The organism is Paenibacillus polysaccharolyticus, from assembly GCF_900102085.1.
In the GTDB taxonomy this organism is placed as follows: Bacteria; Bacillota; Bacilli; order Paenibacillales; family Paenibacillaceae; genus Paenibacillus; species Paenibacillus polysaccharolyticus.
The window spans coordinates 32,590-56,388 of record NZ_FMVM01000028.1; the positions used below are offsets into that span (position 1 = coordinate 32,590).

Genomic DNA, 23,799 nt, shown 5'->3' on the forward strand with positions numbered 1-23,799 from the left:
ATATATCCGACAGCAATATGATAAGGAGGGGACATTTATGCTTGACGGTGAAGGCTCACCAGGCACAGGCGCCACGCTCATTATCATTACGGGCATGTCCGGAGCGGGTAAAACGATAGCTGTGCAGAGCCTGGAAGATCTAGGGTTTTTCTGCGTAGATAATTTACCGCCTGTTCTAATTCCTAAATTCGCGGAATTGATCGAACAGTCGAATGGCAAGATTGGCAAGGTAGCGCTGGTCATCGATCTTCGGGGACGTGAATTTTTCACAGCATTGTCCGAGTCTTTAAACTATATCAAGGATCATTTTACGATTCACTGCGAAATTCTATTTTTGGATGCAACCGATTCGGTTCTGGTTCAACGTTACAAAGAGAGCAGACGTAGACATCCGTTAGCGCCAGAAGGTATGCCGCTGGATGGCATTAAGCTGGAGCGCAAGATGCTGGAGGAACTTAAAAATTCAGCAACTCAGGTGCTGAATACCAGCACCATGAAGCCTGCTCAATTGAAGGAGCGCATCATCTCACGTTTCTCTCACTTGGAGAGCCAGATGTTGTCCGTGAATATAACGTCCTTCGGATTTAAATACGGTATTCCGATTGATGCGGATCTCGTATTCGATGTTCGTTTTTTACCGAATCCGCATTATATTGATCATTTGCGGCCGAATACAGGACAAAATAGTGAAGTGTACGAATATGTTATGAAATGGCCGGAAACGCAAGCGTTTCTGACCAAGCTGCTGGATATGCTGCATTTTCTGATTCCGCAATACCGGAAGGAAGGCAAAAGCCAGGTTATTATTGGAATCGGCTGTACCGGAGGCAAGCATCGTTCGGTAGCAATATCGGAATATTTGGGCAAAATGCTCGGAAGCAGTGAGACTGAAGCTGTTACCGTAAGCCACCGCGACGCTGACCGGGACCGTCATTGAAGAGGGTGAAGGGATGAAAGAGGCCGGACCACGGAGAGAACGTCCGAGAATCGTTGTTATGGGCGGCGGAACCGGATTATCTGTGATGTTACGCGGTTTAAAAGAGAAGCCGATGGATATCACGGCCATCGTTACGGTTGCTGATGACGGTGGGAGTTCAGGGATCTTGCGCAGTGAGTTGCAAATGCCGCCGCCAGGCGACATTCGTAACGTTCTCACCGCGCTGGCAGATGTTGAGCCACTGCTTTCGGACATGTTAAAGTATCGTTTCAATACAGGCGCGGGGCTTGCAGGCCACAGCCTGGGGAATTTGATATTGGCTGCAATGACGGATATATCAGGCGACTTTGTGACCGCTGTGCGGGAGCTTAGCCGCGTGTTTGCCGTTAGAGGTCAGGTGCTTCCGGCAGCAGGTCAAGCTGTTGTGTTACACGCTGAGATGGAGGATGGATCAATTATTACTGGTGAGTCCAAAATCCCTGAAGCAGGCGGGCGTATTAAACGTGTCTTTCTTGAACCGGATCACGTGGAGCCGTTGCCAGAAGCTGTGGAGGCTATACGCCAAGCAGATGCGATTCTGATTGGCCCGGGTAGTCTATATACGAGCATCCTTCCTAATCTGCTTGTGCCCAAACTGGCAGAAGCTGTCGTTGAAACGGATGCGGTGAAGATGTTTATTTGTAACGTAATGACACAGCCGGGAGAGACCGATAATTATACAGTGAGTGATCATCTTAAGGCAGTGCATGATCATATTGGTCACCAGCTCTTTGACTACGTGATCGTGAACAATGGTGACATTCCGCTACAAGTGCAGAATAAGTATGCGGAAAAAGGAGCAAAACCGGTTGTTCTCGATATGAATGTGCTGAAAAGTTCAGGTTATCAGGTTGTCGCAGATACGCTGGTTTTGTTCAAAACCTATCTGCGCCATGATGCTGATAAGCTCAGCCATCATATTTACCAACTGGTTCAAAATTGGATGTTACGGAAGAGGTGAAGTCCCATGTCATTTGCAGCACAGACCAAAAAAGAATTAACGATGATTGAAAGTGAAGCGTGCTGCGAACAGGCGGAACTTTCAGCCCTCATCCGTATGCTTGGTGCAGTGCAGTTATCGAATAAAAAAGTCATCTTGGATATTTCGACAGAGAATGCTGCGATCGCAAGAAGGGCATACTCTCTGCTTAAAAAGCATTTTCAAGTGCATACGGAATTGTTGGTTCGCAAAAAAATGCGGCTGAAGAAGAACAATGTGTATATTGTTCGTGTTCCGTCTATGGTTCAGGAGATTCTAAAGGAGCTGCACATCGTCTCTGAAGGATTCTTGTTTACTCCTGGCATTAATGAAGAGTTACTGGAGAAGAATTGTTGTAAGCGAGCCTATCTTCGTGGTGCGTTTCTGGCAGGTGGTTCCGTAAATAACCCGGAGGGCTCCTCATATCATCTGGAGATTGCGTCCATGTATGAAGAGCATTGTCAGGCACTGGTGGATTTGGCTAATGAATTTCATCTTAATGCCCGGTGTATAGAAAGGAAAAAAGGATTCATCCTATACATTAAGGAAGGCGAGAAAATCATTGAGTTGCTTAGCATCATTGGTGCTCACCAGGCCTTGTTCAAGTTTGAAGATGTTCGAATTATGCGGGACATGCGTAACTCGGTGAATCGAATTGTCAATTGTGAGACAGCTAATCTGAACAAAACGATTGGCGCAGCGGTTAGACAAATCGACAATATCCGTTTACTGCAAAAGGAAGTAGGTCTGGAATCTCTTCCGGATAAGCTACGTGAGGTAGCTGAGGTAAGGCTTGCTCATCCCGATATCAATCTGAAGGAAGTAGGCGAATTGCTAAAAGGTACGGTGAGCAAATCGGGCGTGAACCATCGCCTTCGGAAGATTGATGAGCTTGCTGAGAAAGTGCGTGCGGAACGTTAAAGTTGAAGGTTGAAACGAATCATTTAGGTTTAAGGTTTGTTATGACCTTACCAGGTCGTGTTGGGTTACTCGTGGGGGGGAAGGAGAGGCTTCGGCTCTGGATTTTTTGCCTAAGCCTGAGGCTATGTTTTTTCTTCTAGTGTCCTGCACGGGTTAATGGTATAATGTTGTATAAATATAATTGTGTATTTAATGTCCAGATTTCATAATAGGGGGTAAGTTTCTATGACAAAGCACCCGGTAGTTGTCCGTTTGAAAACGGGTCTCCATGCCAGACCTGCGGCACTGTTCGTTCAGGAAGCGAATAAGTACTCATCTGAAGTGTTCGTCGAGAAGGACGATAAAAAAGTAAATGCTAAAAGTATCATGGGAATCATGAGCCTTGCGATCAGTACAGGTACAGAAATCCATATTAGCGCTGAAGGCGCGGATGCGGATCAGGCTGTAAACGCTTTAGTTAGTCTGGTGAGCAAGGAAGAGCTTGAGAACCAATAAGCTTCATGAACTCAATTCAATCCATGAAGAAGTCCCGCAAGGGGCTTTTTTGCGTTTTATATAAAATTTATTAAACCGGCCTGTCAAGTGCAACATTATGGAATTTGTCCCGTCTGTTAAGGTATCAAATCGCTTCAAGTTTGAGAAGTTAACATATGAGGAGGTTATTCGTAATGGGTAAACAATGGATGAAACCGTTTGGTGCAGTGCTGGTGGCAAGCTCGTTGCTGGTCGGAGGAACGGCTTATGTAGCTCCAGGAAACTATGCTTATGCTGCCGAAGTTCAGGGCGTACAGCAAAATGTAATCAATGTCGTAGGTAAAGGTGAGATTCAAGTGAAGCCGGATATTGCCTATCTGTCCATCGGTGTGAACAGTACTGCCGATACTGCGGCGTCAGCTCAGAAAGCAAATGCTGCTAAGATTCAAAAGGTTACTAATTTGCTGAAAAATACATGGAAGATTAGTGCCGATGATATTCAAACCAGTCAATTTTACGTGCAACCAAACTACACGTATAGCGAAAAAGATGGACAGAAAATTAAAGGTTACACAGCACATCACACATTGACAGTAACTTATCGTGATATGGACAAGATTGGTGAACTGCTGGATGCAGCCTCCCAAGCAGGGGCCAATAATATTGAAAATGTACGCTTTACAGTAGAGAATCCAGAGAAATACGAATCCGAAGTGATTGCTAAGGCGGTAGCTAATGCAGATGTGAAAGCAGGAGCGATCGCTAAAGCGGTTAAACGTCAGCTGGGTACTGTTCTATCGGTAAGTCAGCCGGATGCTAATGTTCCTGTGTTCTATGCATCAGAGCTCATGTCGCAAGCGAAGAGTGAATCAGATGCAGGTACACAGATCGAAGCTGGTCAGGTCAAAGTAAGCACCGTTCTGAATATCACGTATCAGATGAAGTAAGGAACTTTGCACTTCACGGGATAAAATATTAAATATTAAGAATTTAAAATAATGACAAAAGCACTGCCCTTCGGGGCCGTGTTTTTTTGTTGCACATGTCGGCTTTGAGGAAGCGGGGCCGGAAAGTGATTACATGACTGGTTTGAGAACAGAGTGAATCATGTCTTTTTTGTAGCATTGTTCGTGACAAAACATTCATTTTCTGCAATGAATATTGGACTATTTTCATCAACATTGTAACTGGGGCTGTAAACCTTTCCGATAATGGGTTAATTATAATAAAGAGGCAAGCGTATGGCCTATGAAATCTAATTAAATTTACATACGCATTAAACCTAATGAAATATTAGAGAGGAGTTTTTTAGATGAAAACATGGAAAAAGTGGACGAGTGCATTATTGGCAGCAGGTGTAATTATGGGAGGAAGCACAGCATGGATGGATCAATCGGTTCAAGCAGCATCCGTATCTGCCAAAGTAACTGCACCGGCTGAAGTAACGTTGAAATCAGGTGGAAAAACCCTCACGCAAAAAGGGTTGCTCCAAGGTGGATCTACATGGGTGGCGCTGACAGCAGTTAAGGATGTAGCAGGTGGGACATTGAAATATGATGCAAAAACAAAGTCATATACCGTAACTGCAGCGAACAATGCAATGACTGTTAGTTTGATGGATGGACAGCCAAACGTGTATATTAATGGTTTTTATCCTCAAGTGGAAGCAAAGTTGATCCAGGGTCGTTTGTACATCCCGTTCTCTGCAATGAGAGATTATTTGGGTGTACAAGGTAGCTGGGATGCCAAAACCAAAACACTGACCCTGAGTAAAGTGAAACAAAATAACGTTCAGGTGAAATCGACCAAAGCGAATGTAACCGTTAAAAATGCTGAGGTGGATGTGCAATATCCGCAAGTGAGCGGACTGGAGAGCAAAGAGGCAGAAACGGCGATTAACAAAGTGCTAAAAGATGAAGTGGACACGGCTGTTGCTGCTTTCAAAAAACAAACGTCTGAATTCGGCGGAGCAACTGCAAATCGTCCATATGCATTCGAAGCTTCTTATGTGGTGACTTACAATGAGAACGGTGTGCTGGGTCTGATCACTCAACGTTATGAGGACTATGCAGGCGCACATGGCATGACGACTCGCACCGGTCATACGTTTGCTCTCGACACAGGTAAAGAGCTGACACTGGATGATGTAATTGCAAACAACAAATCGATGCGTGAAACGATCAGCAAAAAGGTTGGCGAGCAACTGAAAGCGAACGCGGGAACCCTGAACGACTACAAAGGCCTTAACAAAGATCAGGATTTCTACGTGACGCCAACAGGCGCAGTGGTATTCTTCCAGTTGTATGAGTACACCGCGTATGCGGAGGGCTTCCCTGAATTCAAGTTCACTTACAAGGATATTCTGCCTAAAGGAACCGCACCATTCAGCAACGTAGCTTCTGAGAAGTAAGTTCGTTTTAGCTTAGATGAAATCATAAAATAAATTAAATTCAAGTCAAGAGCACTTATACCTTCTATTCGTGAAAAATAATAAAGCAGAAGCCTCCGTCAGAGCAAGAGTGACGGGGGCTTCTGCTTTATGCAGGCAATGCACCCCAAGACCGGGTGGTGATATTGCCTGTTATAATTAAAAAGCGCAGAGCGTGCTCACCTATATTCAGGTGATGCACGCTCTGCGCCTATTCTTGTTGTCTCCAGGCAGCTAAAGCTTAGATGCCTTGGGAGCCTACGTTTTGGATTACTTTATCGATGATACCGTAATCGGCTGCTTCAGCAGCACTCATGAAGTAGTCACGATCTGTATCTTTTTCGATACGCTCCAGAGGTTGACCTGTGCGCTCGGAGATGATGCGGTTCAAGGTATCACGCATTTTCAGAATGCGGCGTGCACGGATTTCGATGTCCGAAGCTTGACCTTGTGCACCACCAAGAGGTTGGTGAATCATAATTTCACTGTTTGGCAACGCAAAACGTTTACCTTTTGCACCGGCATTCAGCAAGAATGCACCCATGGAAGCCGCCATACCTACGCAGATTGTAGATACATCCGGTTTGATGAACTGCATTGTATCGTAGATTGCCATACCAGCTGTAATGGACCCGCCTGGGCTGTTGATGTATAGGTGAATGTCTTTCTCCGGATCTTCCGCTGCCAGGAACAACATCTGTGCCATGATGGCATTCGCGACAACGTCATTCACGTCGCTGCCAAGGAAAATGATACGATCCTTCAGCAATCTGGAATAAATATCATAGGCGCGCTCACCCCGGTTGCTCTGTTCAACGACCATTGGAATATAACTCACGTGAAAAACCTCCTCGGAAATGTAAATGTTAAATGGTGTTTATACTTAAACTGTTACCGTATTAACCACATCATAAACAATCTCAAACAAAAAGTCAAAGAAAGTCAAACTAAGTTTGAAAAAAAAGAAACCTTTCCGGTTTCGTTGGTTAAATGCTTTATGAGCTGTTAAAAAATTAAGTGGCGCGCCCGCCAAGAATCGAACTTGGATCTCAGGCTTCGGAGGCCTACGTCATATCCATTGGACCACGGGCGCAAATTATGTGACAGCAATAATGATTATAGCTTATGCACTGGTGAATTGCAAGCAGTTGCTTTGCATGAACATGATGTGGTTTTCCTTACGATGAATGGGCTCACGTTGTCTTTCATGAATGGGCTGAGCTATTCCGAAGATGGTTTGAATTGTTTCGGAAATGATCATGATGAAGAAGAATGGATAAAGCTTGTATTTCAGTACATGCTATTAGAGGTTTTGGACATGCCCTATGAAAATGAAGCACAGCAAGATATAGATGTTATGTGTGGACTTCTTCTATATATGGTATGAGATCCTCATTTCCTTATCTCGATGTGTAGAGGTTGTGAAAATAGGCGCGTACAAACGCCTGCTAACCTGTCGAAATAAGCAATCGAAACACTTGCATCTCGCGTCAGTTTTAGGTAGAATGAACGTGGGACTTAAAAAGTTAACCCGGGACATTTTAAGGCCATGCAGAAAGCTTGGAACATGAAGCTTGCGGGAGTGGAAAGCATGCGAACGATCTTGGAAGTGCAAAAGCAGCTTCTGCCCGATCTCATGGATGTCTTGAAAAAACGCTATACGATTCTGCACCAGATCATGTTATCGGATGTGATTGGGCGGAGAACGTTAGCCAATTCCATGCAGATGACCGAGCGGGTTCTGAGAGCTGAGACCGATCTGTTAAAGGCTCAGGGACTTATCGAAATTGACAGTGCAGGGATGAAGATCAGCGAGGCGGGTTATAATTTGCTGCAGCAATTAGAACCTGTCGCGAAAGAGCTGTTTGGATTATCCGAGCTGGAAGAGCGAATCAAGCAAGCCTACGGTCTGCAAAAGGTAGTCGTGGTTCCTGGTGATTCGGATATATCTCCTTACGCCAAAAGGGAGCTTGGAAGAGCTGGAGCAAAAGCTCTCAGCAGTATCATGAATGACAACGACGTTGTCGCTGTAACAGGCGGATCAACAACGGCCGAAGTCGCAGAACAACTCACACCACCGACTTCAATGAAGGGTGTCTGGTTTGTACCAGCACGTGGCGGGTTGGGAGAGAGCCTGGAAATTCAGGCAAATACGATTGCATCCACGATGGCAAAACGGACAGGGGCTCAATACAAACTCCTGCATGTACCGGATTTGCTTAGTGACCATGCCTATGAATCACTGATCCAGGACCCGGGAGTTCAGGAGATTTTACAGCTGATCAGGCAATCGCGCATCGTAATTCATGGCATTGGTGATGCTGTGGAGATGGCGAAGAGACGCAAGCTTGCACCGGAGATCATTGACGAACTTCAGGAGCAGGGAGCTGTATCGGAGTCCTTCGGGTATTACTTCAATGGTCAGGGTGAGGTGGTACATACCATGCTTACGCTGGGCATGCGGCTTCAGGATATCGAACGCACCGATGTAGTCATTGGCATTGCGGGCGGCAAAAGCAAGGCAGCTGCCATCCATTCCGTACTGCGGTTCGGACAGGAAGATATTCTGATTATTGATGAGGCTGCGGCCGAAGTCATCGTCGCTGACATGGAAAACATCTAACTTTTCAGAGATGAAATGGTTGTATTTTGAACACAACTCTTGTTGTCTTGACGGACTTTACCGTCTGTCTTGAATATATAGCTTCATAAAAAACTAATCAAAACTTGGGAGGAACTTACTCATGATTAAAGTAGGTATTAACGGTTTTGGACGTATTGGTCGTTTGGCATTCCGCCGTATTCAAAATGTAGAGGGCATTGAAGTAGTAGCAATCAACGACTTGACTGACGCTAAAATGCTGGCTCATTTGCTCAAATATGATACAACTCAAGGTCGCTTCGATGGCGATGTTGAAGTACATGATGGTTTCTTCAAAGTAAACGGCAAAGAAGTTAAAGTACTTGCTAACCGTAACCCTGAAGAACTGCCTTGGGGAGACCTGGGTGTAGACATCGTTCTGGAATGTACTGGTTTCTTCACAACAAAAGAAGCTGCTGAGAAACACTTGAAAGGTGGAGCTAAGAAAGTTGTTATCTCCGCACCAGCTACTGGCGACATGAAAACCATCGTTTACAACGTAAACCATGAAATTCTCGACGGTACTGAAACTGTAATCTCCGGCGCATCTTGCACAACAAACTGCCTGGCACCTATGGCAAAAACACTGCAAGACAAATTCGGAATCGTTCAAGGTTTGATGACTACAATTCACGCTTACACTGGCGACCAAAACACATTGGATGCTCCACACCCTAAAGGTGACTTCCGGCGTGCTCGCGCAGCAGCTGAAAACATCATTCCTAACACAACTGGTGCTGCTAAAGCAATCGGTCTGGTTATCCCTGAACTGCAAGGCAAATTGGATGGTGCAGCTCAACGTGTACCAGTAGCTACTGGTTCCCTGACTGAGCTTGTAACTGTTCTGGGCAAAAAAGTTACTGCTGAAGAAGTTAACGCAGTAATGAAAGAAGCTTCCGATCCACAAACTTTCGGATACACTGAAGACGAAATCGTATCTTCCGATATCCAAGGAATCACTTTCGGTTCCCTGTTTGATGCAACTCAAACTAAAGTTCTGACTGTCGGCGACCAACAACTGGTTAAAACTGTAGCTTGGTATGACAACGAAATGTCCTACACAGCTCAATTGGTTCGCACATTGGAGCACTTTGCAAAAATGATCAAGTAATATCTGTAATAACATAGAGCGGAAACAGATTGTTATTGTTTCCGCTCTTTATATATGGATATTTAGTTAATTTCTCATGAACACCAGAACTGACAAGGGATTCAGCTCTTGAAAGGTTCACCAAATACATGGGTGCGGAGGAAATAGAGATGAACAAAAAAAGTGTACGCGATATCGAATTGAATGGAAAACGGGTATTTGTCCGTGTAGATTTCAATGTGCCGCTCGAAGATGGTAAAATTACAGATGACAAACGTATTCGTGCAACACTGCCTACGATCAACTTCCTGATCGAAAAAGGTGCAAAAGTGATCTTGGCGAGCCACATGGGACGTCCAAAAGGTGAAGTTGTAGAATCCATGCGTTTGACACCAGCAGCTGAGCGTTTGTCTGAATTGCTGGGTAAACCGGTTACTAAAGCGGATGATTCCGTAGGTGAAGCGGTTAAAGCTCAAGTCGCGGCATTGAACGATGGCGACGTATTGTTGCTTGAGAACGTTCGTTTCCACGCAGGCGAAGAGAAAAACGATCCGGAACTGGCAAAACAATTTGCTGAACTCGCTGACGTATTCGTTAACGATGCATTCGGTGCAGCTCACAGAGCACATGCTTCGACCGAAGGAATCGCTCACTTGCTTCCAGCAGTGTCCGGTTTGTTGATGGAAAAAGAGCTTGATGTGTTGGGTAAAGCCATCTCCAACCCTGAGCGTCCTTTCACAGCAATCATCGGCGGTTCCAAAGTGAAAGACAAAATCGATGTGATCGACAACCTGCTTAACATTGCAGACAACGTAATCATCGGTGGTGGTTTGTCTTACACATTCATGAAAGCTCAAGGCCACGAAGTAGGTCAATCCCTGCTGGATGAGTCCAAATTGGATGTAGCACTTGGCTTTATCGAAAAAGCGAAAAAATTGGGTAAAAACTTCTACCTGCCAGTGGATATCGTAATCTCTGACGATTTCAGTGCGGACGCAAACACAAAAATCGTTGAAGTTGGCGACATTCCTGCAGATTGGGAAGGTATCGACATCGGTCCTAAAACACGTGAGATCTACGCTGACGTAGTTAAAAACTCCAAACTGGTTGTATGGAACGGACCTATGGGCGTATTCGAAATCGAGCCATTCTCCCACGGTACTCGTGCAGTAGCAGAAGCTTGTGCTACAACATCTGCTTACACAGTTATCGGCGGAGGCGACTCTGCAGCGGCAGCTGAGAAGTTCAAATTGGCTGACAAAATGGACCACATCTCCACAGGTGGCGGTGCATCGCTCGAGTTCATGGAAGGCAAAGTGCTTCCAGGCGTAGTTGCATTGAACGACAAGTAAGCTTTAAGCTATAGCATGAAGGAGTTGAAACCAATGAGAACACCAATTATCGCGGGTAACTGGAAAATGTTCAAAACGGTTTCCGAATCCAATGACTTCATTCAGGAAGTTAAAGGAAAAGCGGAAGTCGCAGGCGTAGAAACAGTAATCTGCGCACCTTTTACAAACCTGCCATCCCTGGTAGAAGCTGTGAAAGGCACTAACATCAAAATCGGCGCACAAAATCTTCACTTCGAAGACAACGGTGCATTCACTGGTGAAATCAGCGGTATCATGCTGAAAGAACTGGGTGTCGATTACGTGATTATCGGTCACTCGGAGCGCCGTCAGTACTTTGCGGAAACCGATGAGACTGTCAATAAAAAGTTGCATGCAGCATTCCGTCATGGATTGACTCCAATCTTCTGCCTGGGTGAAACGCTTGAAGAGCGCGAAGCAAACCAAACAAAAGACGTATGTAAAGTGCAAACCGAAGCAGCTTTCGCTGGTCTGACTGCTGAGCAAGCAGCTCAAGTGGTTATCGCTTATGAGCCAATCTGGGCGATTGGTACAGGTAAATCCTCTACATCCCAAGATGCGAATGAAGTTATTGCTTACATCCGTACATTGGTGAAGGATCTGTACAACGAGCAGGTTGCAGATGCGGTTCGTATCCAATACGGCGGCAGCGTGAAACCGGAAAACGTAACAGAATACCTCGGACAAAGCGACATCGACGGCGCACTTGTTGGCGGTGCCAGCTTGCAGCCGACTTCGTTCATCGCGCTTGTTGAGGGGGCGAAGTAAGATGACAGCTCCAAAACCTGTAGCACTGATCATTATGGATGGCTTCGGTCTGCGTAACACGGTGGAAGGCAATGCGGTAGCGCAAGCCAAAAAACCGAACTATGACCGTTTCATGAGCCAGTTCCCACACACAACTTTGACTGCATGCGGTGAGGCTGTAGGTTTGCCGGAAGGACAAATGGGGAACTCCGAGGTAGGTCACCTGAACATTGGTGCCGGCCGGATCGTATATCAGGATTTGACCCGTATCTCCAAATCGATTCGTGACGGCGAGTTCTATGACAATGAAACACTTGTCAAAGCGGTGCGCGAAGCGAAACAGAACGGTAAAAAGCTTCATCTCTACGGCTTGTTGTCCGATGGTGGCGTACATAGTCACATCGACCACTTGTTCGCGATGCTGGATCTGGCTAAAAAAGAAGAAATGAATGAAGTATATATTCATGCCTTCCTGGATGGCCGTGATGTTATGCCGGACAGTGGTAAAGACTTCATGCAGAATCTGATCGCTAAGATTGATGAAGTGGGTGTAGGTAAAATCGCAACGGTTCAAGGCCGCTACTACGCTATGGACCGTGACAAACGCTGGGAGCGTGTGGAGAAATCTTACCGCGCCATCGTTTACGGTGATGGACCGAAATACACTGATCCACTCAAAGCGGTTGAAGAATCGTATGAGAAATCCGTATTTGACGAGTTCGTTGAACCAACGGTTATCGTTCAAGCGGATGGTGAGCCGGTAGGTCTGGTAGAGAGTGGCGATTCCGTCATCTTCCTTAACTTCCGTCCCGACCGTGCAATCCAGTTGTCGCAAGTATTCACGAACTCCGATTTCCGCGGTTTCGATCGTGGGCCGAAGTTCCCTGTAGGCTTGCACTTTGTGTGCCTGACGTTGTTCAGCGAAACAGTTGAAGGTTATGTGGCTTACTCGCCTAAAAACCTCGACAATACGCTGGGTGAAGTGCTGGTACAGAATAACAAAAAACAACTGCGTATTGCAGAAACGGAGAAGTACCCGCACGTAACCTTCTTCTTCAGCGGCGGCCGTGATGTAGAGCTTCCAGGCGAAACTCGCGTGCTGATTAACTCACCTAAGGTGGCAACGTATGACCTGCAACCGGAGATGAGCGCTTATGAAGTAGCCGATGCAGCAGTCCGTGAGATTGAAGCGGATAAACACGATGCGATTATCTTGAACTTTGCTAACCCTGACATGGTTGGACACTCCGGTATGCTGGAGCCTACGATCAAAGCGGTTGAAGTGACGGATGAGTGCATGGGTCGCGTTGTAGACGCGGTACTTGCCAAAGGCGGCGTGGTGCTGATCACTGCGGATCATGGTAATGCGGATATGGTGTTTGATGAGCAAGGACGTCCGTTCACAGCTCATACAACGAACCCGGTTCCATTTATCGTGACTGATCCAAATGTAACATTGCGTGAAGGCGGAATTTTGGCCGATATCGCGCCAACCATTCTTGACCTGATGCAATTGCCACAACCGGAAGAGATGACGGGAACATCCGTTATTGCTACCCGTAAGTAAGTTGCACAGCCAACATATATGAAATTGGGAAGTTTGGCGTTTGCCCCTGAACGGAGGCAGCAGAAATGGTCTGAAGAAGCGTGAGCGTTCGCCTTTATCACTAGGATTCCAATTTATGAGAATAAGTTCAAAGGAATCCGGGGATAACAGCGATCGGAAGACGATTCTGCTGATGTAGTGGCTAAGGGGAAACACAAGTGGTCCTAATTTTTAATAAATCCAAAATTAAAGGAGATTATCACTCATGACTATTATTTCTGACGTGTACGCTCGCGAAGTCCTCGACTCCCGCGGTAACCCTACAGTTGAAGTTGAAGTATACCTGGAGTCCGGCGCAATCGGACGCGCAATCGTTCCATCTGGTGCATCCACTGGTGCCCACGAAGCAGTTGAGCTTCGCGATGGTGACAAATCCCGTTACCTCGGTAAAGGCGTTCTGCAAGCTGTTAAAAACGTAAATGAAATCATCGCTCCAGAAGTAATCGGTATGGATGCTTTGGATCAACTGGGTATCGACAGATTGATGATCGCTTTGGATGGTACGCCAAACAAAGGTAAATTGGGCGCAAACGCAATCCTGGCTGTATCCATGGCTGTAGCTCGCGCTGCTGCTGATGCTCTGGAATTGCCACTGTATGTTTACCTGGGCGGATTCAACGCGAAAGCATTGCCAGTACCAATGATGAACATCATCAACGGTGGTGAGCACGCTGACAACAACATCGACGTACAAGAGTTCATGGTATTGCCAGTTGGCGCACCTAGCTTCAAAGAAGCTCTTCGCGTAGGCGCAGAAATCTTCCACAACCTGAAATCCGTACTGAGCTCCAAAGGCTTGAACACAGCTGTAGGTGATGAAGGTGGTTTCGCACCAAACCTGGGTTCTAACGAAGAAGCAATCACTACAATTATCGAAGCAATCGAAAAAGCTGGTTACAAACCAGGTGTTGACGTATTCTTGGGTATGGACGTTGCTTCCACTGAGTTCTACAAAGATGGTAAATACACTTTGGCTGGTGAAGGTAAATCTTACACTTCCGCTGAGTATGTTGACCTTCTGGCTTCTTGGGTTGAGAAGTACCCAATCATCACGATTGAAGACGGTATGTCCGAAGATGACTGGGATGGTTGGAAATTGCTCACTGAAAAATTGGGTGACAAAGTACAACTCGTTGGTGACGACTTGTTCGTAACGAACACTGAGCGTCTTGCTAGAGGTATTGAGCAAGGTATCGGTAACTCCATCCTGATCAAAGTAAACCAAATCGGTACCCTGACTGAAACATTCGATGCAATCGAAATGGCTAAACGTGCAGGATACACAGCTGTAATCTCCCACCGTTCCGGTGAGTCCGAAGACAGCACAATCGCTGACATCGCTGTTGCAACAAACGCGGGTCAAATCAAAACGGGTGCTCCTTCCCGTACAGACCGTATCGCAAAATACAACCAATTGCTTCGCATTGAAGATCAATTGGATGAGCTTGCTCAATACAATGGTCTTAAAGGATTCTACAACCTCAAAAAATAAGCTGTGTACACAGCTTTTCGGGCAAGCCGGGTAACCGGCTTGTCTTTTTTATGATTATATATGGTGCTGTAGAGTGTGGATGTAGTAGCTACATGAATACTTGGTGTCCAATTTTGAAATTTAAGGGAAATAGGGTGTGGTGTACTACTTGTTTCACGCCTATAGCTATGCTACAATTAAAGTAAGTGTTTTTATGGTCAGATGTTATGCCCACATGGGTAGGAGGTGGAAAGAATGGATATTGCTTTGAAATTGCTGCTCGTTGTTTTCTCGATCGGTCTAATCACTGTAGTATTGCTGCAGCACGGGAAAAGCGCTGGTTTGGCGGGTGCCATCTCCGGTGGTGCGGAACATCTTTTCGGTAAAACGAAAGCGCGCGGATTGGATCTTTTCTTGCAACGTGCAACGGTGGTACTGGGTGCAGGATTTATGATTTTGGCTGTTATTGTTACGATCGTTTCGAAGTAACTAGCAGTCAGCAAGAAACCGAATAGCTGAAGCCAATGGCTTAACGGATAAACCTTCGTTTCGTGCAGAAACGGAGGTTTTTTAGTAGAAATTTATTGCTCCAAAGTTTTCCAATTTATATTGCTATATAGGCCATCTAGTCCTTCATGAAATTGAGGGATACTGCATTTTGCTTGTAACTTCTGTTCGATTCCCCCTTACTGTTTTAGAGACCCATTTCAGGCAGGTATGCCCCGGCGAGATGTAAAATTCCTGTGATTAATACTTCAAACGTATAGATAAGATTTGTGGTGAAACTTATTTTCTAAATGCTAATTTAAATCAGATCGGGCATATCACATACTGCATAAACTGTTTGAAGGAGCAGACTCAAACGGCTAACTTGGAACGCTAAGAGACCAAGGGTCTTTTTTGGGTAGCTACGGATGGGCTGGATTGAATTCGTGTATACTAGGGTATGAGATAGTAAGGGCGCGGTAATCATACGCATTTTACTATATGGCATCTGTACGAATAAGGCACGAATTCCGATACATAAAGAGAAGAGATCAGACTATACTCTTACGTTTCCCGAGGTGAAAACTAATGATAACCGAACAACAATTGCTTGACTTCATGCGGGAGACCGCTTATAAACCGATGACTTATCAGGAGTTGGAACAGCACTTTCAGATTGAGGATGCTGCTGATTTCAGAGCCTTTTTGATTATGCTGAATACGCTGGAGGAATCCGGTAAAATTTTGCTAACGAGTAACAATCGCTATGGTATGCCGGAGCGTATGAATCTGGTGCGTGGGCGCCTGCAAGCGCATGCGAAGGGGTTTGCCTTTCTGATTCCAGAAGACCGTGAGCACCCGGACGTATACATCCATGCGAATGATATGAAAAGTGCAATGAATGGTGATATTGTGCTTGTGAAAGTAACGTCCCAAGGGCCGTCCGGTGGACGTCTGGAGGGTGAAATTGTACGGATTGTGACGCGTGCAATTACACAAGTTGTAGGAGTTTTTCAGAGCCACGAAGTGTACGGATTTGTAATTCCGGACGATAAACGGATTAATCGTGATATTTTTATCCCGCGTACGAATTTTGCCGGTGCTGTAGATGGACAGAAAGTTGTTGCCAAGATTGTCAGTTACCCGGAAGGTCGTGCAGCGGCTGAGGGTGAGATTATCGAGATTTTGGGTCACAAGGATGAGCCGGGCATTGATATTTTATCGGTCATCCGCAAACACCAGCTGCCTGAAGCTTTCCCGGATGAAGTGATGCAAGAAGCGGAAAAAGCACCGGACTCCATTACGGATGAAGAGATTATTCAGCAGGGACGCCGCGACTTGCGTGGTCTGAACATCGTTACGATTGATGGCGAGGATGCGAAAGACCTGGATGATGCGGTTAACGTGGAAAAACTGCCGAATGGCAGCTACCGTCTGGGCGTGCATATTGCCGATGTGGGTTACTACGTGCGTGAGAACTCCAAACTGGATCAGGAAGCATATAACCGCGGATGCAGTGTGTATCTCGTGGACCGGGTTATTCCGATGCTGCCACAACGTCTGTCGAACGGGATCTGTAGTTTGCATCCACAGGTGGATCGTCTAACGTTGTCTTGTGAGATGGAATTTAACGACCAGATGAAGGTTGTGAAACACGACATTTTCACGAGTGTTATCAAAACGAAGGAACGTATGACCTATACTAACGTACGCAAAATTCTTGAAGGCGAAGAGCCGGAGTTGCTTGAACGTTATAAAGATTTGGTGGATGATTTCCACCTGATGAAAGAGATCGCATTGAAGCTACGTGCGATGCGTATGCGCCGCGGGGCGGTTGATTTTGATTTTGAAGAATCCAAAATCATTGTCGATGAGAACTGCAAACCGGTGGATATTGTGAAACGGGAGCGTTCCATTGCAGAACAAATCATTGAGGAATTCATGCTTGCAGCCAATGAGACCGTAGCGGAGCATTTCCACTGGCTCAAAGTGCCGTTTATCTATCGTGTGCATGAAGACCCAGATCAGGAAAAACTGCAAAACTTCCTCGCTTTTGCGGCGAATTTTGGACACCAGGTCAAAGGGCGTGGCAATGCCATTCATCCAAGGGCGCTTCAATCACTACTGGAGGATATTAACGGTACGAAAGAGCAGACGGTCATCAGCACGATGATGCTACGTTCCATGAAACAAGCGAAGTATGATTCGGAGATGTCTGGCCACTTTGGTCTGGCTGCTGAGTTCTACAGTCACTTTACATCACCGATTCGTCGTTATCCCGATCTGGTTATTCACCGGGTCATTCGTGAAGTGATTGAGAACAAAGGAGCATTACCGGAGAATCGCCAAGAGTATCTGGCAAGCCGGATGTCGGATATCGCCCAGCAGTCTTCAGAGCGCGAGCGTGTGGCGGTGGAAGCTGAGCGCGATACGGAGAAAATGAAAAAGGCCGAGTACATGCTTGATAAGGTCGGCGAAGAGTTCGAAGGCATCATCAGCAGCGTAACCAGCTTCGGTATGTTTATTGAGCTGGAGAACACGGTAGAAGGTCTGATTCGACTTAGCGCGCTGACAGATGACTATTACCATTTTGATGATCAGCATATGGCCTTGATTGGTGAACGCACATCCAAAGTATTCCGCATTGGCGACGAAGTCAAAATTCGCGTAGCACGTGTGAGTATGGAAGAGTACACGATTGATTTTGAAATGGTCGATATGAAACCTCGCCGTGAACGGGATGGCGGTTTTGACCGTGGTGGACGCGGTGGTAAAGGCGGTCGTCCTGGTAGCGGCGGCGGCCGAGGCGGAGCCAAAGGTGGTTTTGGTGGAGGCCGTGGCGGTAAAGGCGGCGGTGCTGGTGCAGGCGGTAAACGTGATCGCGGTGGCAGATCGGCAGAAGAGAGCAGTAAAGGTGCCCGCGGTGGAGCGGCAAATGCCGGAGCAAGCGCAGGCTCATCAGCAGGTGGGTTTGCTGGTAAAGGCAGCGGCAGACCGAAAGGTGAACGTCGTGCGAGTGATGCAGGCGCTTCGGGTAGTCGTGGTAAAGGTGCGGTAAGCTTTGGTTTTGGTTCGGGTAAAGGCGGATATAGCTCTGCCCCGGCTGGTCAGGATAGTGGATCAGGTGAACGTAGCCAAGGAAGTAGCCTCAATGGTAGCGGCCGTGGAGAAGGAAGCTTCAAATCCGGTAAGGGCGGTAGCGGTAAAGGTGGCAAAGGAGGAGGTAAACGTAAGAACACCTCACCTAGCGGTATTTTTATCGGTGAAAATGCTACACCGGGCGGCGCGCAAGAAGGCGGAGCACCTCGCCGTAAACGTAAGAAAAACAAAGGCGGGGCCGGGAATGGGACAGCCGCTTTTGTTCGGAAGAAAAAGAAGTAAGTGAGAAGCCAGAAAGGGGCGGCGCAGGCCGCCTCTTTCTTGATTTTAACAGCTGTCCTTGCTACAATTAAGGTCTGGCACAGGTTTTTTGGTGCAACATGGATGCTATGCTGGTACAGCATGGTACGGGTTTATTTTACGAAGAAGGAGTGAGGACATGGGCAAGAATGATGGGCAGAACAAAGTGCTTGCACAGAACAAAAAGGCTTCCCATGACTACTTCATTGAAGATACGTATGAAGCGGGCATGGTGCTAACCGGCACAGAAATCAAGTCGATCCGTAACGGTCGTGCGAACATTGGAGACTCATTTGCTACGATTCGTAACGGTGAGATTCATATTCACAATATGCATATTAGTCCTTTTGAACAAGGCAATCGGCATAATCCGCTTGATCCAACACGCACACGTAAATTGTTAATGCATAAGGTGCAAATTCATAAATTGCTTGGATTATCCAAGCAGGATGGATACAGCATCGTGCCATTGAAAATTTACATTCGTAATGGCTACGCGAAGCTGCTACTTGGCTTGGGTAAAGGTAAGAAGCAATATGATAAACGTGACACTGCCGCGAAACGGGATGCTCAACGTGATATCCAACGTGCACTGCGCGAGAAGCAGAAGGTTGCGCGTTAAAAGAGAACGACGTTTCGCCAATGTTTATTCGCGTCGAGAAACTCGGAATCGATGGAGCCTCGCAGTTTGCCTATGTATGGGTGAGTGTGAGGCTTTTCATTTTGTAGATTGCGTAAATTTGTGCACCGGTGGGTAAATTAATTAAACCAACGGTTGTAGCTGGGTAAACTTTACTTCCGATGAGTCACGCGGTATAATATGTAGACGATTGAGCCTGATGGCATGGTTAGTTGGCTAGTTTGGATAACCTTTCATCTGCGCTCAGTAGACTGGATTGCTTTCCAGCAATCTGCACTATATCGGTGATTCGGGCTGTGATATGATTATTCATGTAGCAGACAGGAATGCCGAGTATGTAAGAAACATCTTTTCACCTTGGAGGGATTAGATGTGCAGCACCTTTGCTCCGTATTCACGGATTAATCCTGGAGCCCTTCTTCATTGAGGGGGCGTTTATGGATTCGACGGGGATAGTTCGAGCATGGGTAGCGGGTAGTGGGGACGCGTCCGCTTCATCAACGCTAAAGCCTATTAAACGGCAAACAACAAACAAACTACGCTTTCGCAGCCTAAGAAACTGTGTGCGTGCTTCTACCCTGCATCGCCCATGTGACAGGACTAGGGGCTAACAAGTAGTGGGATACGCTGTCACATCTCCGCCTGGGGTGTGCTGAAGAAGACAATCAGGCTGACCCAACGTATAGCCGGTTACGGGGCGATACTCGGGTGACATCAAAACTGTGACTACACCCGTAGAAGCTTATGTGTCGTTATCTTCGGACAGGGGTTCGACTCCCCTCGCCTCCATTAGTAGTAACAGCAACGGCCACCATTTGGTGGCCGTTTTTGCTATGTCTTTAACCAATGTGTGCGTGAAACGCACGAAAAAATATTGCTATGTACATCCCGTCATAATTGGACTCCCTAGGAATCACCGCGGCCTTTATTGGACACGAATTTGGTTATCCCCATTCACTTCGTACTATCTCGAAAATGATACATTGCCAAGGGTTAGCTGGACAGAATATAGAGATTTCCGTGATTGATTTCTTTTAACTCTAGACAACCCCCAATCTTATTAGAATGTTTTAACAACGTTGCCCTCGATTTCTCCATCTACAAGCCTATATCAAGAGGAGATGACTTTACAATGCTACTTTGGTTTTTGCCGAGGATCTTTCGTGAGCGAACTGGTGCAACTGGCGAATGATGCATTTTCAGGGTTGAAAAGACACCCTATTCGTAAGTTTGATTGAAGTTTTCAACGAGTCTTAATATTTGATTTAGAATTAGAAGCATTTCCTTATGCGTGGTTTATGTGTTATTAATCTCATATCCTGCCTGTCTTATTGATTGTTTCTCACTTATAAATGATTTTATTGATTCATTTACCGTTTTTTAGATTTTTAATCTTCAACTTATATAGATAAGCTGAATTCAGAAGAAACGAAGAGCCAATCAGCAGTTAAGGAGTACAAATAAAAAAAACTTCCTTTTAACAGATATATAAAGGTGAAAAAAGACGCTTTGCCTGAATAGAGATTCGTGGTTAGGAGGATTTAATACTAGGCTTACAGGATTGAATATTTTCCTTTACATTGCACTATATTATAATGAGGATGTATTGTTATTCTTGTTTAATCCCACAGGAATTTTAATTATTTCATCAGGTTTCAGGTCGAATTTAGAAATTAGAATTTCCTCTGTAACCTTATATGAAAATGGGTCAGGGCGATAATGGCCTGACTTTGTATTTAAAATGATTCCTTTAAGTAAGTCCCCATTTTTCACAAAACATATCTCACCTGCAGTTCTAACTTTCAAGTCTTTATTATGAACTAGTATGGGGTGTACGATCTGCACATTGTTTATAGTAGTTGAATTGCGATTTAGAACAAGCTCACTAACAGTCATTGGAGAATTGTAAATAACCAATTCATTTTCTTGATTAACTGTATAAATATACCACAAAGAGTCTTCAAGTAATGAAATATCCTTTCTAGAACTAATATTTTTAATGTTGAAACTCGCATCGGGTAATGCATTACAATAATTTTTTTGAAAGTAATCTTCATCAAAAACGTAAACTTCTCCTGCATTTTTTTCATCTTTTTCAATGGTTATATACTGTTGTAAACTGGATAGTGGCAAATTTTCATAATTGTATTGTTCAATTACCTTTTGTAGGACTTGGTTCATTGTTGCTTCATGAAATTGCGAGGTTTTTATTAAGTGAGCTAAAAAATGTAAACGGACAATTAGTGCACCTATACTCATATCTCCAAATTTGCTGATTTTATCTCGAAGGATATTTTCATATTGGTTGTTCATTTCTTGTAATTCTATACTCATTAAATATTCCCCCTCATCAGTATTTACTTTGCAGTTCTTTGAATTTATTGAAAAAGTTAAGATAAATTTCCTCTTGTAATAGATCAATATTAAAATCTGTAAGCAGTTGGTATGTGTCTTTACTAGAGCTTTTCTCAAGAAAACTTTTCATATCGAATTCATTGTTCAGAATTTTTTGAGCAATAAACTCACCAATTATGAAAGCTATGGGATAGGCAATTATAGATTTAGGGTTATTGTAGAAAAAAGGAACTTTAGTCCATTCTAACGATATAAATTTAGGGAGTTCCACATTAGAACCATAGTATTTGAGAAGCATTTCATTATAGTGTTTAGACAGAACCTCAGAATTTAATGTGACTTTTTGTGATCTTTTAATCTCATAAATCAAGATTTCAAATTCACTCAGCAGCATACTTCTGAAGTAATTCGCTCTAAATTTTTCTAGGTACATATCTAAATAAAGACTGGGTGATAAATTATTTTCAACATAATGCATAAAAATAGATTCGAAAATACTAGCATGAATTTCGGCTGTTAACTGGGGAACTGATCTATACGATTGACCTGCAGGTAAGCCAATGTTCGCAATAGCATGACCTAATTCATGGGCTAAGGAAATCAGGCTTTGTAAGTCAGATTGAAAATTTATTGATATAAAGGGCCAGTTAGGGCTTACAGCATCTATTAGATAAGAACCAGATCGTTTGTTTTTGGAATTAGTAATATCAATAAATCCTTTAGAGAAAAAAAATTTGATTTGATTTTGATATGTTAAATCCAGCACTGAGAATGCTTCTAGTATCATATTTTGTGCATCTCTATAAGATATATTTAAACTTTCATGATTAATCGGAAATTGAATATCAGTTATCGAATACCGATTTGATTTTAATTTTTGCTTACGAAGTTCCATATATTGATGTAAAGTTTTTATATTTCGGTTATTTTGTTGCATAATAAATTCTAGTAACTCCTTACGCAGACTTTCATCAGTAACGGAATATTGAAGATGTGATTGCTTATTGAATGTTATAATACCATCTAAGCAGGAAGAGATTACATTTTTATATTGGTTATATGACTTATATAAATTTTCAAAAGCATTTTTTCTTAAAGTATGATCCGTACTGGATAAAAATGAAGAATAGTTTTCTTTGGTTAACTTAAAGCTATTATTATGTGAATCATTGATGTTATCAAAATTGATATCTTTGTTGTATATATCATTGAAAATTTTACGATATATTATTTCTTCTGAATCTGTGTAAGTTTCTATTTTTTCTGAATTGATAAATTTAAACCAGATATCTCTCAAGCCCAAAGATTGATTTAATCTTTTTCGATATAACTCACTTACTAAATTGTTGTAATAAGTTACTTTACTAAAGTTAACAAGATGATCTAATTCTAATGTTATTTCTTTAACTTTATCTTTGTCAGTAGTTCCTGTGGTTATTGCAGTGTTTAACCTATTTTTAAGATAAATAAATTTATCTTGCCATTGTTCATCAGAATTATACAGATTGGATGTTTTCCATATACCTGAATCTAATATGCTTTTTGCATAATCGTATTTCGAGATGTTGCTTAACTTAGCATCAAATTTTTTTTGAATTATTTCAATTAAAGGTTGGAATTCATTAACACTGAGAAGATCTTCCTGAATTCTTTCACTACTCTCTAATTCGCAGACAAAGAGAGTATCAACAATTGCATTAATATCCTTAATGTTTAGGTAATGTACCTCATCTATGCTAATGTATAAACTTTTTCTATTCACTATCATTCCACGTTTGTGTCTTATTTGGTTTATTATGAATATTGGTTCAATAGTTTCTTTTAAATCAAAAGGTAAGATTTTTTTTATATGTTCACTAATGTGTCCATCCTCGTTGTCAAACTCATAAATTAGTTCTTGTTTGTCATATTTGGATAACTGCTGTTTTAGAACCAATTTATTTTGTTTAGAATTTTCAATATTTAGATTGGGAATAAGCGACAAGCTGAATCCGTGTTTGGCTAAATCAAAGTAAACAGTGTCCAAATGAATAGTTCGTCTTGATAATTTGAAATTTGCTTCCCAGCCTCCAAATTCTTCACCTTCCCAATTTACTAATTTATTAAATTGTTCTCTACTGGGTATTCTCAGTTTTATTTCTCGTTCAATCGACTTTTTCATAAATATAGTTCTCCCATTAATGTAATGTGGTCGTTGGTAATAAATCTTATTACCA

At 44.0% G+C, this 23,799-nt stretch carries 18 protein-coding genes, 1 tRNA gene and 1 other RNA gene; 16 read left to right on the forward strand and 4 right to left on the reverse strand.

Going from position 1 to position 23,799, the window contains the following annotated elements; genetic code table 11:
* Positions 1–37 precede the first annotated feature (37 nt).
* The 6 genes from rapZ to BLQ13_RS27110 all read left to right on the forward strand — a co-directional run bounded on the left by rapZ (position 38) and on the right by BLQ13_RS27110 (position 5,760).
* Positions 38–937, forward strand: a complete 900-nt coding sequence (rapZ, locus tag BLQ13_RS27085; protein WP_090924789.1) for an RNase adapter RapZ — start codon at positions 38–40, stop codon at positions 935–937.
* 13 nt (positions 938–950) lie between these two features.
* Entirely contained in the window at positions 951–1,937 is a 987-nt protein-coding gene (locus BLQ13_RS27090) for a gluconeogenesis factor YvcK family protein (protein ID WP_090924790.1), read from the forward strand.
* A gap of 6 nt (positions 1,938–1,943) precedes the next feature.
* Positions 1,944–2,876: a DNA-binding protein WhiA gene (gene whiA / locus BLQ13_RS27095; protein WP_090924791.1), complete on the forward strand. Its 933-nt coding sequence runs from the start codon at positions 1,944–1,946 to the stop codon at positions 2,874–2,876.
* A 225-nt stretch (positions 2,877–3,101) separates the two neighbouring features.
* Entirely contained in the window at positions 3,102–3,371 is a 270-nt protein-coding gene (locus BLQ13_RS27100; RefSeq protein ID WP_090924792.1) for an HPr family phosphocarrier protein, read from the forward strand.
* Between the two features lie 173 nt (positions 3,372–3,544).
* Complete coding sequence (locus BLQ13_RS27105; RefSeq protein WP_090924793.1) at positions 3,545–4,297, forward strand: SIMPL domain-containing protein; 753 nt, start codon at positions 3,545–3,547, stop codon at positions 4,295–4,297.
* Positions 4,298–4,662: 365 nt separating this feature from the next.
* Complete coding sequence (locus tag BLQ13_RS27110) at positions 4,663–5,760, forward strand: stalk domain-containing protein (protein WP_090924794.1); 1,098 nt, start codon at positions 4,663–4,665, stop codon at positions 5,758–5,760.
* 259 nt (positions 5,761–6,019) lie between these two features.
* Here the strand turns inward: BLQ13_RS27110 and clpP are convergent, their stop codons facing one another.
* Positions 6,020–6,616: an ATP-dependent Clp endopeptidase proteolytic subunit ClpP gene (gene clpP, locus BLQ13_RS27115; RefSeq protein ID WP_090924795.1), complete on the reverse strand. Its 597-nt coding sequence runs from the start codon at positions 6,614–6,616 to the stop codon at positions 6,020–6,022.
* A gap of 180 nt (positions 6,617–6,796) precedes the next feature.
* Positions 6,797–6,871: transfer RNA gene (locus tag BLQ13_RS27120), tRNA-Arg, on the reverse strand.
* Positions 6,872–7,369: 498 nt separating this feature from the next.
* Here BLQ13_RS27120 and BLQ13_RS27130 point away from each other — a divergent pair.
* The 10 genes from BLQ13_RS27130 (at position 7,370) to ssrA (ending at position 20,020) form a co-directional block, all read left to right on the forward strand.
* On the forward strand, positions 7,370–8,401 hold the full coding sequence (locus BLQ13_RS27130; RefSeq protein WP_090924807.1) for a sugar-binding transcriptional regulator: 1,032 nt from the start codon (positions 7,370–7,372) through the stop codon (positions 8,399–8,401).
* Positions 8,402–8,522: 121 nt separating this feature from the next.
* Positions 8,523–9,530 (forward strand): type I glyceraldehyde-3-phosphate dehydrogenase, encoded by a 1,008-nt coding sequence (gene gap, locus BLQ13_RS27135; RefSeq protein WP_056695277.1) that lies wholly within the window; start codon positions 8,523–8,525, stop codon positions 9,528–9,530.
* Positions 9,531–9,679: 149 nt separating this feature from the next.
* A complete protein-coding gene (locus tag BLQ13_RS27140; protein WP_090924797.1) occupies positions 9,680–10,861 on the forward strand; it encodes a phosphoglycerate kinase in 1,182 nt (393 codons plus the stop codon).
* A gap of 33 nt (positions 10,862–10,894) precedes the next feature.
* Positions 10,895–11,647 (forward strand): triose-phosphate isomerase, encoded by a 753-nt coding sequence (gene tpiA / locus BLQ13_RS27145; RefSeq protein ID WP_090924798.1) that lies wholly within the window; start codon positions 10,895–10,897, stop codon positions 11,645–11,647.
* A gap of 1 nt (position 11,648) precedes the next feature.
* Positions 11,649–13,193 (forward strand): 2,3-bisphosphoglycerate-independent phosphoglycerate mutase, encoded by a 1,545-nt coding sequence (gene gpmI, locus BLQ13_RS27150; protein WP_090924799.1) that lies wholly within the window; start codon positions 11,649–11,651, stop codon positions 13,191–13,193.
* Between the two features lie 244 nt (positions 13,194–13,437).
* The gene (gene eno / locus BLQ13_RS27155) at positions 13,438–14,724 is read left to right on the forward strand and encodes a phosphopyruvate hydratase (RefSeq protein WP_090924800.1); all 1,287 of its coding nucleotides are present in this window, start codon (positions 13,438–13,440) and stop codon (positions 14,722–14,724) included.
* A gap of 234 nt (positions 14,725–14,958) precedes the next feature.
* A complete protein-coding gene (secG, locus tag BLQ13_RS27160) occupies positions 14,959–15,192 on the forward strand; it encodes a preprotein translocase subunit SecG (RefSeq protein WP_090924801.1) in 234 nt (77 codons plus the stop codon).
* A 585-nt stretch (positions 15,193–15,777) separates the two neighbouring features.
* Positions 15,778–18,570 (forward strand): ribonuclease R, encoded by a 2,793-nt coding sequence (rnr, locus tag BLQ13_RS27165; protein ID WP_090924802.1) that lies wholly within the window; start codon positions 15,778–15,780, stop codon positions 18,568–18,570.
* Between the two features lie 157 nt (positions 18,571–18,727).
* On the forward strand, positions 18,728–19,210 hold the full coding sequence (gene smpB, locus BLQ13_RS27170; protein ID WP_090924803.1) for an SsrA-binding protein SmpB: 483 nt from the start codon (positions 18,728–18,730) through the stop codon (positions 19,208–19,210).
* Positions 19,211–19,655: 445 nt separating this feature from the next.
* Positions 19,656–20,020: a transfer-messenger RNA gene (gene ssrA / locus BLQ13_RS27175) on the forward strand.
* Positions 20,021–20,818: 798 nt separating this feature from the next.
* Here the strand turns inward: ssrA and BLQ13_RS27180 are convergent.
* A complete protein-coding gene (locus tag BLQ13_RS27180) occupies positions 20,819–21,562 on the reverse strand; it encodes a hypothetical protein (protein WP_090924804.1) in 744 nt (247 codons plus the stop codon).
* A gap of 16 nt (positions 21,563–21,578) precedes the next feature.
* Positions 21,579–23,744 (reverse strand): gluzincin family metallopeptidase, encoded by a 2,166-nt coding sequence (locus BLQ13_RS27185; RefSeq protein WP_090924805.1) that lies wholly within the window; start codon positions 23,742–23,744, stop codon positions 21,579–21,581.
* Positions 23,745–23,799 lie beyond the last annotated feature (55 nt).